Raw genomic sequence first — 12,454 nt, forward strand, 5'->3', positions numbered from 1 at the left:
TAATGAGTGAAGTACAGCGTAACAAAAGCCTGGAAAAAGAGTCTGCAGCGGCACTGCTACTGTGTCTCGAAGAGTACTCCAGGTTGGCGGATCTGGTTAGAGCCAGTGACAAGCCATCAAATGCGGCTGATGCCAAAGCTAAAGAGCAATCAACAAGCCTGAGTCAATATGGCATTGGGCGAGAGGTCATGGAAGGTGCCACGTTTGTTGCAGGGGATGACCTGATTCGACGTGCCAATGCGTTGCGGCAGACGTCTGGAGATGCATACCAGCAGCAGGTACTTATTCCCGCAGAAAGCAATGATAGAAGTTCAATTATCAAACTCATTTCTGAGCTTTCTGAGCGGGTCATTTCTGAAACAAAAGAAGGCCCGCTGTATATTGCGGAGATTGAGTTAAGTTATGCCTCGCAGACTATTCGTTTAGGTGTTGTCGCTCAAAACCGCCAGGTTAATAACGGTGTATGGAAGCCAAAGCACCACCAACAAGCCGGCAAGTGGGTTCGGGAGCTTGAGCGCCGTCAGATACCTATTGTCACATTTATTGATACTCCCGGAGCCGATGCGGGGGCCAAAGCCAACTTGCGTAATCAGGCCCATAGCATATCTGAGTTAATCGCGACCATGGCAGACCTTAAGGTTCCTACGGTGGGCATTGTATGGGGCTTTGGTTACTCAGGTGGAGCTATCCCTCTGGCTGCAACCAACCTATTGCTTTCGGTGAGAGATGGTATTTTCAGTACCATTCAACCTAAAGGCCTGGCGTCTATCGCCCGAAAGCAGAAGCTTGATTGGCAGACCTGCGCACGATTGGTTGGGGTGTCTGCACCGGAGCTTTTTCAGGAAGGTATTATCGACGGAGTGATTGACTACTCTCCACTGGAAGGCAGCCAAAACAGTGAGCGTCTTAAAGCGGCCATTGTCACGTCGCTGGCTCAAATTGAATTGAAGTCCCGTGCGATAGTAAAAAAACTGACGCCATTGAGTCAGCACTATATTGATGTCAGCAGGCTATTGGCGGCAGGCAAAGAAGAGTTACTCAGCAAGCGTTTGGCTCCACTGGATGTGAGAGGGTTCCCATCGCTATTTGGTTTTGGTTATGGCGCTTTAAGGTCACTAAAACTGCGTTCTCGACTAAAGACCCAATCCGTGCAGCTGGAAGAGACCACCAGTGATGTTTGCGAGCTACCGATCTCGCCTGATGAGCAGCAGCGAATGCTCAGCGACTCAAGGTTCAGTGAGTGGTTGAAGCGCAGTGACAAGCTAATCTATGAAGATGCGCTTTTCAAAAGCTGGTCGCGTTATCGGGAAAGTGAACAGCACCGAGGTGACGAACGCGGCTATATTGCCTCTCTGTTTCTTGGAAATCCAAAAGGGAACTTTGAAAAAGCACTGCATGAACTGTCTGCCGAAATCGCTTTTTATCTCTATAACGGCTGGCAGCAAGAAGCACCACATCACTTGAATGCACTTATCGACAGTCTTGAGAAGCTTGAAAACGAAGTTGACTGCAACGTACTGGCAAATGAGCAGTTAAGCTTTATTGACCTTATTCAGGACAGTCGCTTTAAGCCGGTCACTATCGAACACTGCAAACAGTTAATTAGGTTCGATACGCTGTACGAGAAAATTCTGGCTAACCTGACAGAAATTGTCTCTGAATTTAGTGACAATAAAAAAATATCGGAATCGTTGCTACAGTCTATGTTGAACGAGTCCGGCATTAGCAGCGACGAAGAGGTCGCGTCATTTAGTGGATGGCTGATACGTATCCGCAACACCAGTAACTTCGGGGAGTTTTTAAGAACCGCAGAACAGTGGAAAAAGGTTCAACACCCCCGCTCCTCTGACGTCGTGTTTGTGGTTGCCAGCTACTTCTTTGAAAAACTATATCCTGAACTGTTTGAGTGTCAGAAAGAGAATAAAACATTCTCGGGCCAGTTTAACCCAGTGTTTATCGGCCGAAGAAAAGACTTCTGGAACCGGTTAAACCAAGCCATCAAAGACTTAAGAATTCAGTCTATTCTTAATGATATTAAACCTGCTGCCAGCTTTACTCCACAAGAGCTGATAGGCGCTTTATTTCAGGACTTTATGGAGCTGGATAGCCGCATTACCACGGCGAATCCGAAACACTTCCCGGGGTTTGGCGAAGCCATTATTCGCCAGCAGGCCAAATCAAAATCTGCATCAGGGTTGATAACAGGTATAGCCGAGTTTTCCGTCGGTGAAGACCTGGAACCTGTAGGGCTTTTTGTTTCCAATCACGCATTTCAGGCAGGGGCATTTGATATGTCTTCGGCCGAGCGTTTATGCCGGTTACTGGCTTACTGTGCTGAATACTCCATGCCCGTTATTGGTTTTATCAGCTCGGGCGGAATGCAAACAAAAGAAGGTGCGTCAGCGCTGTTTTCCATGGCGGTGGTAAACGACCAAATTAACCGGTTTGTCAGTGATCTGGGGCTCCCTATTTTGATGTTTGGTTATGGGGACTGCACGGGTGGAGCACAAGCAAGTCTGGTAACTCACCCGTTAGTCGAAACCTACTATTTTTCGGGCACCAATATGCCGTTTGCAGGCCGTATTGTTGTACCTGAATATCTTCCGGTAACCGCTACACTGGCTAACTATCTGGTGTCAGAAGCCAATAGCATGCAGGGACTTGTCAAACACCCTATGGTTGAGGGGCTCGATGAGCGACTTAAAGCGATTGACCCGGCAATCAGTTCTGCGGGAATGAGTGTTTCTGAACTGATTAACAGATGGCTGACTCATAAAGACATACCGAGCCGCAAAGATGAATTTAGTAATACCGCAGCGATACAGAAGTTTGAGCCGTATCAGAAAGTGCTCGTTCACGCGCGAGGGTGCACCGCTGTTAAGCTGATTCGCGAAGCCCATGCAATGAACCTTAACGTGGTGCTTGTTCAGTCCGATCCGGATATGGATTCGGTTGCAGCGGATATGCTGAAAGATGGTGATAATCTGGTTTGTTTGGGCGGATATACCCCCGATGAAAGCTATCTGAACGGTGACAGTGTGCTGCGAATTGCAGAAATGAATGGTGCAGAAGCGCTTCATCCGGGAATTGGTTTTCTTTCTGAAAATAGCCAGTTCGCACACCAGTGTTTAGCGCAGGGGCTGAACTTTATCGGGCCATCGCCAGAAAGCATGGAAGCGATGGGGGATAAGTCCAGAGCGATACACACCTCTATTGAGCTGGGCGTTCCAGTGGTACCAGGCAGTCATGGGCTGCTTAGAAACATCGATCACGCAGAGCAGATCGCTCAGGAAATAGGCTTCCCCATTATTTTGAAAGCCGCTCACGGCGGTGGTGGTAAAGGCATTGTCGTTGTCGAAAAAGCAGAGCAGCTAAAAGAACTGTTTTATATGATCAAAGCCGAAGCTCGCAATAGCTTTGGGAGTGGAGATATCTATCTGGAGCGGCTGGTGACGCGCTTCAGGCATATTGAAGTGCAGTTATTGCGAGACCGGTTTGGTTGCACACGCATTTTAGGTTTGCGTGATTGTAGTGTTCAGCGCAACAAGCAGAAGATCATCGAAGAGTCTGTCTCTACTGTACTGCCATCCGATCAAGAGAAAATTGCTAGAGACTCGGCTTATAAACTGGCGGAAGCCTGTGGTTACCATGGCGCAGGTACGGTTGAATTTATTTATGACCTTGACCGCGAAACGCTCTACTTTATGGAAATGAATACCCGTTTGCAGGTAGAGCATCCGGTGACAGAGCTGGTCAGTGGTGTGGATATCGTTAGAGAGCAGTATCGCATTGCAATGGGTAAGTCTATTGATGAGATGCCGATAAAAGAATCCGGTTATGCACTTGAAGTAAGAATCAACGCTGAGAGTGTTTCGGTTGATCAGGGTGAACTAAAAGTCGTACCGACACCTGGCTTGGTAAGCAAGTGTCTGTTCCCGAAAGTGGAGGGCGTTACCCATATCGTTACGGTTGATGACGGTAAGTCGATTCCACCGTTTTACGATAACCTGATTGCTCAAGTCATCGTTCACGCCGGTTCGCGAGAAGAAGCCACTGAGAAAATGTCAGACTATCTTTCGCAAGTCATTATTGAAGGGGTCGATACCAATATTCCATTGTTGCAGGTCATACTGAAAGACCCGGTCTTCCTGTCTGGTGATTATGATACCGGCTACTTAATCGATCTGGTTACAAGAAACCCTGCTGAATTAAGCACATTGAAGGGAGGCGCGGGAGTTAATGAGTCAGCATCGGACGAGACCTTCTCAATCGTTGTAGACGGCTCAGAAGAGCTGAAAGTTCTCGCACCCTCGACCAGCATTATGTACCGCTCTGCATCACCTGATCAGCCCTCCTATATCGAAGAGGGTGATACGGTCACGGTTGATCAGACCCTGTGTTTGTTAGAGGCGATGAAGATGTTCCAGCCACTTACATTGTCAAGTTTCAATAAAGCCGGTGCAGAGATCTATCCGGCTGACCAGAAGTATAAAATCACTCACGTTAAAGGTGTCTCAGGACAGCAAGTGAACAGAGGTGATCTTCTATTTGTTATTAAACCTGTAAAAGTCGAAGCCTGACTTTTGCATTAAACCTGAACGCTAGAATATAAAATCTAGAACATAAACCGATAGCACGATTGAAAAGCCAACGGAGAAGACTCAATGTCTGATATTCAAAAACGTATTATTAAAGTAATTTGTGACCAGCTGGATGTAGAAGAGGATAAGGTAACGGCTGAAGCGCACTTTATTGATGACCTAGGCGCAGACTCACTGGACACTGTTGAGTTGGTGATGGCATTTGAAGAAGAGTTTGATGTAGAAATACCTGATGATATGGCTGAGCAGATCAAGACTGTCAATGACGTGATAGCGCTTGTTTCAGATAAGGTAGAAGCATAAGCACTCGACCTGTCATCCTCGCTTCGCGGGGGTGACAGACTAGAAGTTTTTGAACCCTCCTCCTTGCCCAAACAAAACTCACACCCCGTCTCTATATTCTTTTGGTGTAACCCCGCTCCATCGTTTAAATGCGCGACTAAACGCGCTTAAATCACTAAATCCTAGTGAAAATGCAATCTCGCTTAACTGACGGTCAGAGTTCCTGAGTTGTTCTTTTGCGGTGCTGAACCGAACATCTTCCAATAAGCTTTGAAACGAAACGCCTTCTGCTTTGAGTTTGCGGTAGAGTGTTTGCCTGCTGGTATTGAGCTTTTCGGCAATATGGTCAACATCCGCTTCACCTGTGCTGATGGACTGGGCAATCAGCCCCTTTACTTTATCGGCATAAGAGCGTCGGAACAGTTTTTTTAGCATGCTGTTGGCGTATTCCAGTGCCGCACTTCCAAGGTATGGGTTGCGCTGCTTTGGGGCTAGTTCCAAATAGTCACGCTGAAACACTATCTGGCAGTGGTTTTGGTTAAAGTTGAGAGGGCAATTAAAAACCTTTTGGTATTTATCAACGTAATCGGGTTGAGCATGTTGAAAGTCAACAGATTCCCACTGGATATCGCTATCAAACAGCGCCTTTCCACGATAGAGCGAAAGTACCATTGAGCGCTCCATATCCGGGATGCAGTAGTGCTCGGGGTTAAGGTGAATAAAGCGCAGATACGCATATTTCTCGTCGGTTTCAAAATTCAGTGAAATCGCTTCGTTAACGATACTGAACAGCCGAACATACTCCTTCAAACCTTTAGCCAGATTTTCACTATTAAAAATAATATGGCCGACTAGGCCGATTTTAGATGCATTAAATATCTGGCCAAGCTCCAACCCCAATGCAGGATTATTGGTAATCTTAAGTGCGGTGTCCCAAAGGGTTTTGTATTGGTCTAGCGGCAGGCGGCTATCTTGAAGGTCGAGGGTACTAAGGTCTATGCCGGATATGTCCGAAACCTGTTGCCGGGAAAAGCCGTAGTCGTCCAAGAGAGAGATAAGGGCGAGTACTGATGAGCTACCGATACTTGGACTAAAGCTGTTCATAGTGGATTGGGCGGCCTGCATGATCAAATAATAACGACCATTATACCGCCCTTTAGCGTCTGAATACCTATAGTGTTGGTATATCTATCTTGGCAGGTTATTCAAATGATTTTAGTTTGTCGACATCTTTGATGATGATCGTTTTACCCTGAGTCTCAAGTATTTCACGGTCTTTTAGGGTATGAAAAATACGCGATAATGTTTCCGGTTTGATCGACAGGCGAGAAGCGATAAGCTGCTTCTGAATCGACAGCTCAACCCGGCTATTGGTTTCGCCTTGTTTCTCTAGCTCGTTCAAGAAGAAGCGTACCACACGGTACGTTGCGTTTTTCATGGTGAGATTCTCAATCTCATTGAGTCTGCCGCGGAGGCGAAGTGCCAGATCTCCCAGCAAACTCAAACATGTTTTAGGATTCTCTTCCAGAATGCCCAAAAAATGTTTGCTATTAAACGAAAAAACTTTCGCATCCGAGATCGAGGTTGCCGTGACCGGGTAGTCGTCTTTGTGCATGAACATAACCGCTTCAGCAAACGTTTGCCCTGGCATTAATATCTCAATGACTTTCTCGTTACCGTCGGGTGTCAGGCGAGTGAGTTTAATCTGGCCAGATAAAATCAGATAAAAATGATCAGCCTTTTCACCTTGAAAGAACAGGTGTTGGTCGGGCTCAAGCTCAGACAACTTGGTTATACGGGCGACTTCTGCCAGCGCTTTTTCTGATAAACCAGAGAAAAGGTAGTGCTTTTTAATTTGTTCTAACTTTAATTCATCTAACATGGACGTCACGCTTAAATTCAAATTTGGGCTATGTTACCACTGGCCTTTCCTGACTTTGCATGCCTCTTTAGGAGTACTTTTGGGCATAGTTCGTCGAGTATTGATCTGGAGCAACCACCTTTTGCTTAGACGTCCATGTAGTCGCCGCCCATTGGCCTGGTTAAGGCTTCCGAAGGCGCACAATACTGCTAGCAATGGTTTATTTAAAACACCACTTACGATGCAAAAATACCGACATATTCACCCGCGCTGCTGAGTAGAAAGCGCAGCTCATTGGATAACTCATTGGTATCCAGTGAATCGATCAGGTTTTTAACTTCCAGACCAAGCTCTGTGTCGCCCTCAATTAACAGGCGTCTTTGAAAGAATAGCGTATCAGGGTCTTCTTTTCTTGCTGCCAGCAAAATAAATTCATTCAGGTTACCGCTGATGCTCACGTCATGAGCCCCAGCAGGCTGCAACAGTATTTTCCCGTCTTGGCCCAGGCTGAAATACCAGTTAATACCCAGATCGTTTATTTTTACTAATAACCATCGGTTTCTTAAAAACTCACATTCGCCAGACTCCAGCGCTTCTTTAAATACTTGTTGCAGCACTTTTGTCATCGCAATACGTTGAGCCGGAAACGGCACATGAGCCAGCGGTTTTGCCAGTATGCGGGGGAGTTGAGAGTATAGTTTCGAAGGAGAAGGAGGTCTTGGAAACAAAATAAATTCCTTTTGTACGAGGCCAATTTGCAGACAATAGTGCCTTAGCCTGCGTTACTCGCCTTGATGATCATCAACTCGCTTTTCAAAAAGCTCTGTTAGCCTCTCAAAATTTGCTCAACCCATTGAAAAGGCAATGACATTTTATGCTCGATATAGCGCTCGCCATACATAATAAGAAACCCTCACAATTCAAGATGACGCGCTAATGGACTTAACAAAACATGCCACTACGTTAGGCCATCATTTAAAACAAAAATGGGGCGAGCGAGTCCACAAGGTTTCAATTAACGCTGCGTTTACCTGTCCCAACCGAGATGGTTCAAAGGGCATTGGCGGGTGTACATTCTGCAACAACGCATCTTTTTCTCCCTCAGATAGAAAAATCGTCACGCCGGTAGAAGATCAGGTACTGGCAGGCCAGCAAGTTATTGTGAAACGAACCGGCGCAAAAAAATACTTAGCCTATTTTCAGTCTTACACCAACACCTACGCCGAAATTGAATACCTTCGAGAGTTATATGAAAGCGCACTCAACAGCCCGAATGTAATTGGCATATCGGTAGGTACACGGCCTGATTGTGTGCCGGATGCCGTGCTCGATCTACTGCAGTCATATCAGCAGCAGGGGCATGAAGTATGGCTTGAGCTAGGGTTGCAATCGTCATTTGATGCCTCGCTTGATCGAGTTAACCGAGGCCATGGTTTTGCCGAGTATGTTGATGCCGTAAAGCGTGCACGAGCGAGAGGGCTGCAAATATGCACTCACTTAATTGCCGGTCTGCCCGGTGAAAAGCCCGAAGACACCCTGGTTTCACTTGATAAGGTTCTCGCGCTTGGCACCGACGGGCTAAAGATACACCCATTACACGTCGTTAAAGGCACTCAGCTAGCCCGTGAATGGAAACGAGGCGAGTATCACCCTATGTCTCAAAGTGAATATGTTGCACTGGTTGCTGAAGTCATCAGAAGGACGCCAAAATCGGTTGTATTTCACCGGTTCACCGGTACAGCATCAGAAGAGTTATTGCTTGCGCCAGCCTGGTGTAGCAAGAAATGGGTTGTTCTCAATGAAATCTGTACAGAACTTGAGACTAGAGCGCGTGAGTGATGGTGTGTTTAATAGGTGGTTAGATAGTTAATAGGTGATTAGATAATTAATATCCGCCCAGAAATATCGTAGCTTTGTCATCCTCGCGAAGGCGGGGATCCAGTATTTTGATATGGCTCCGAGTTATGGATTCCCGCTTTCGCGGGAATGACGGCCGTTTCTGGACATAAACTAACTATATGATTTGTTATTTGGATAAAAGGAGAAATACGTGGAATTGGTCTGTCCAGCAGGTAGCCTTTCTGCTCTAAAAGTCGCCGTCGATAGTGGTGCTGATGCGGTGTATATAGGCTTCAAAGATGATACCAATGCCAGGCATTTTGCAGGTCTTAACTTTGCTGATAAAAAAGCTCAGGATGGACTTGCCTATGCACGCGATAAAGGCGTGAAAGTGTTTGTTGCTATCAATACATACTCGCAAACAGCCGGTTGGTCGCGATGGCAGAAAGCGGTTGATACCGCCCAGGACTTAGGCGTAAACGCGCTGATATGTGCGGATATGGCGGTGATGGACTATGCAGCCGAGCGGTACCCCGACCTTCCGCTGCACTTGTCGGTTCAAGGTTCGGCCACCAACTATGAAACGCTCAAGTTTTATAAAAATAATTTCGGCATTCGTCGTGCCGTTCTGCCGAGAGTGCTCTCGCTGAAACAGGTAGAAGCCGTTGCAGAGTACTCGCCGGTAGAGCTGGAAGTTTTTGCGTTTGGTAGCTTATGTATTATGGCAGAAGGGCGCTGCTATCTCTCATCCTATTTGACTGACGAATCCCCCAATACCTGTGGCGCCTGCTCGCCAGCCAAAGATGTGCGCTGGGAGCAGACCGACGCAGGGCTTGAAGCACGGCTCAATGACGTGTTGATTGACCGCTTCGAAGAGGGGGAAAATGCGGGTTACCCAACCTTATGTAAAGGCCGGTTTAAAGTCGGGGAGAGAACCTTCCATGCCATCGAAGAGCCGACCAGTCTCAACACCGTAGAATTGATACCCGACCTGTACGCCGCAGGTATTAAAGCAGTAAAAATTGAAGGTCGGCAGCGCAGCCCCGCCTATGTTGAGAATGTTGTTCGAACCTGGCGACGAGCGATCGACCTGCACAAGATGAACCCGGAACACTTCAGGGTTAAAAAACAGTGGAAAGATGACCTGGCAAAAGTATCTGAAGGTGCTCAAACCACATTAGGCGCGTACACAAGAGCGTGGCAATAGCTGCTGCTGGCGAGTGGTGAGTGACAACTGACAAGAGAAAGGTAAACGTATGAAATTATCTCTGGGGCCGATTCTTTACTATTGGACAAAACAGCAAACCCTGGCTTTTTATGAGCAGGCAGCCGATGCCGACGTTGATATCATTTACCTCGGTGAAACCGTCTGCTCAAAGCGGCGCGAACTAAGGGCTCAGGACTGGATAGACCTGGCAAAATCACTCTCGCAAAGCGGTAAGCAGGTGGTACTATCAACACTGACGCTGCTGGCAGCAGAGTCAGAACTAAAGACCCTTCGAAAGTTGTGTGACAACGGCGACATTATGGTTGAAGCCAACGATATGGCAGGTGTTCAGCTAATGAGCGAGCAGGGCGTGCCATTTGTTTCCGGCCCTGCGATTAATATCTACAACGCCAGGGCGTTAAAGGTGATGAAAAAGCAAGGTGTAACGCGGTGGGTGATGCCTGTCGAGCTAGGCCGGGAAACGCTGCACGAACTACTTGCCGATGCTGAAGCAATGGGTATTAAAGAGGGGCTTGAAACAGAAGTCTACGCCTATGGCCGGTTACCGTTGGCGTACTCTGCGCGCTGTTTTACCGCCCGATACTACGACCTGCCAAAAGACAACTGTCAGTTAAAATGTATTGATCACCCCGAAGGTATCGCGGTTCACAGTCAGGAAGACGACGAACTGTTTACGCTGAACGGTATTCAAACCATGTCCGGTAGAACCTATAACCTTGAAAGTGAGCTGCCCACCATGCAAAAAATCGGTGTGGATATCGCTCGTATAAGCCCCCAGGGTGAGGGCACCTTTGAGAAAGTTGATCAGTTTAGAAAAGCACTGGCTGGCACCGCCCAAACTATTGCCTTATCTGAAGCAGAGTGCAACGGGTATTGGTTTAAGTCACCCGGTATGGATCAGGTATTAAGCGCCGATTAAGGCGCTTTAACTTAATGTAGATTTTTGCCCGACCGCTGCGCATGCAAATTTCGTCTGCTGTTAAAAGCCATTTTATCGGGCGCGGGGCACCCTCTTACCAGGCGTGTGGCCAGGCGTACATGGAGACGTTGTTGGAGGGTGCCCTGCGCCCGATTCGATGCTGCTCGTCTCAATGCGTTTAAAACAGTGCCGCTGATTTCGTCAGTGCCACGTTAACAATATAGCCAAACGTGAGCAGCGCCAGAACAAAAGCCGTCGTTCGAACGGCTTTTGTTTTCCCTCGTTTTAATGCCACCGTTCCCAAAACAATATAAACAATCAGCCCAATAATTTTCGCCATCAACCAGCCGTGAACGAATGGCGATATTTGCAGCATAACGGCAAGTGAGATGGCACTTAAGAGCAGGCAGGTATCAATAATATGGGGGGCAATTTTTACCCATTTCATCTGAAGCTTATCTGAGTTTGTCAGCATCCAGAAACCGCGAACCGAAAACAGAATAAAGGTTAAGCCAATACAGGTGAGGTGGATGTGTTTAAGGATCATATAACTCATAGTGGTCGCTCAGCTCCAATAGGCGGGTATGAAAAATTGGCGCTCAGATTAACCCTTATTTAACAGAAACTCCAATGATCCCAAAACATATCAGCCACAAAAAGTACAGAAAAGTGCTGCACTGATGTAGCAAACCGGCTTTTAAAAAATAAAGGTGCTATAGCCATGCAGCATCCCCCTTCTAATTAAAATTCAATTGAATACACTGGGTTATCGATAGAATAATAATGAAGAAAAAAATGGATGACCTACGAAAGAAGCAGTTTATAGAAGTGGTAATGCAATGGGACGGAGAGCTGTCAGCCAATATGCTGCAACGCTATTTCTCCCTTTCGCGTGCGACAGCACAAAAGTTGATTACCCGCTACCAAGCCGAATACCCAGACAATGCCTTTGACTATAACAAGTCAACCAAAAGGCATACACCCACCGACATGTTTAACCCCCAGCTGACTCAAGGTACATTGAACGAGTATTTGAGTTTTTTTGGTGAAGGGGTCACCGCTGGCGACAGCGATATGAATAAAAACTCAACACATCTGGAGTTACTGACTCCACCGCTCAGAAACATCAACCCCAAACTGGTGCGCCGCATTATTCAAGCGTGCAACCAGAGTCAGCGACTCGATATCGAATACCTGTCACTCAGCAGTGGTGATATCGAAGGTCGTATTATCAGCCCTCACACCCTGGTTAACGATGGCATTCGTTGGCATGTTCGAGCTTATTGCGAAAAGAACCGACAGTATCGGGATTTTGTTCTGTCACGCTTCGTTGCTGACCCGGTGTTTGAAGAGGCAGCAGAATACACACGAGAGCACGATACAGACTGGAACACCTGGCTAACGATAATACTCACGCCAGACCCAAGGCTGAGCGATATTAAGCAACACTGCATCGCGCTGGATTATATGATGGTGAACAGGCGGCTAGAGATCAAATGCCGCGCTGCATTAGTCAAATACCTATTGCAGCGCTTGAGGGTCGATACCTACCACCACAAACCAGAAGGCCAACAAATTATTGTCGAGAGCGGGTGCTGGGAAGCGTTAGCACCGTATCGAATGACATGATGTGGCTAATTCTTTTACATGTTGATTTGCCCAGTGTTGTGGGTTTATGGAAATCAGATTAACGTAAGACTAAATGAAGTGAGCTATTGCTACAA

The 12,454-nt window shown here is 47.0% G+C and carries 9 protein-coding genes and 1 pseudogene; 6 read left to right on the forward strand and 4 right to left on the reverse strand.

From position 1 onward, the window contains the following. Positions 1–2 precede the first annotated feature (2 nt). Together MY523_RS03675 and MY523_RS03680 are read left to right on the forward strand one after the other, a co-directional pair. A complete protein-coding gene (locus MY523_RS03675; RefSeq protein WP_250657454.1) occupies positions 3–4,580 on the forward strand; it encodes an ATP-binding protein in 4,578 nt (1,525 codons plus the stop codon). Between the two features lie 81 nt (positions 4,581–4,661). Beyond that, positions 4,662–4,904, forward strand: a pseudogene (locus tag MY523_RS03680) (acyl carrier protein); the annotation flags it as partial. Positions 4,905–4,982: 78 nt separating this feature from the next. Here MY523_RS03680 and MY523_RS03685 read toward each other — a convergent pair. The 3 genes from MY523_RS03685 to ubiT form a co-directional block, all read right to left on the reverse strand. After that, positions 4,983–5,987 carry an AraC family transcriptional regulator gene (locus MY523_RS03685; RefSeq protein WP_250657456.1) on the reverse strand — a complete coding sequence of 335 codons (1,005 nt, stop codon included), beginning with the start codon at positions 5,985–5,987 and terminating at the stop codon, positions 4,983–4,985. Positions 5,988–6,084: 97 nt separating this feature from the next. Further along, entirely contained in the window at positions 6,085–6,765 is a 681-nt protein-coding gene (locus tag MY523_RS03690; RefSeq protein WP_250657457.1) for a Crp/Fnr family transcriptional regulator, read from the reverse strand. Positions 6,766–6,980: 215 nt separating this feature from the next. Beyond that, a complete protein-coding gene (gene ubiT, locus MY523_RS03695; protein WP_250657458.1) occupies positions 6,981–7,472 on the reverse strand; it encodes a ubiquinone anaerobic biosynthesis accessory factor UbiT in 492 nt (163 codons plus the stop codon). Positions 7,473–7,680: 208 nt separating this feature from the next. On the opposite strand from ubiT, the gene mnmL reads away from it, so the two are divergent. The 3 genes from mnmL (at position 7,681) to MY523_RS03710 (ending at position 10,730) form a co-directional block, all read left to right on the forward strand. Continuing rightward, a complete protein-coding gene (mnmL, locus tag MY523_RS03700; RefSeq protein ID WP_250657459.1) occupies positions 7,681–8,583 on the forward strand; it encodes a tRNA modification radical SAM protein MnmL/YtqA in 903 nt (300 codons plus the stop codon). Between the two features lie 211 nt (positions 8,584–8,794). Continuing rightward, positions 8,795–9,790: a ubiquinone anaerobic biosynthesis protein UbiU gene (ubiU, locus tag MY523_RS03705; protein ID WP_250657460.1), complete on the forward strand. Its 996-nt coding sequence runs from the start codon at positions 8,795–8,797 to the stop codon at positions 9,788–9,790. 49 nt (positions 9,791–9,839) lie between these two features. Then, entirely contained in the window at positions 9,840–10,730 is an 891-nt protein-coding gene (locus tag MY523_RS03710) for a U32 family peptidase (protein WP_250657461.1), read from the forward strand. 178 nt (positions 10,731–10,908) lie between these two features. Here MY523_RS03710 and MY523_RS03715 read toward each other — a convergent pair whose 3' ends face one another. Then, positions 10,909–11,286 carry a SirB2 family protein gene (locus MY523_RS03715; protein ID WP_250657462.1) on the reverse strand — a complete coding sequence of 126 codons (378 nt, stop codon included), beginning with the start codon at positions 11,284–11,286 and terminating at the stop codon, positions 10,909–10,911. Between the two features lie 227 nt (positions 11,287–11,513). On the opposite strand from MY523_RS03715, the gene MY523_RS03720 reads away from it, so the two are divergent. Beyond that, positions 11,514–12,359 carry a helix-turn-helix transcriptional regulator gene (locus MY523_RS03720; RefSeq protein ID WP_250657463.1) on the forward strand — a complete coding sequence of 282 codons (846 nt, stop codon included), beginning with the start codon at positions 11,514–11,516 and terminating at the stop codon, positions 12,357–12,359. Positions 12,360–12,454: the final 95 nt, after the last annotated feature.

The organism is Alkalimarinus coralli, assembly GCF_023650515.1.
Classification (GTDB): Bacteria; Pseudomonadota; Gammaproteobacteria; order Pseudomonadales; family Oleiphilaceae; genus Alkalimarinus; species Alkalimarinus coralli.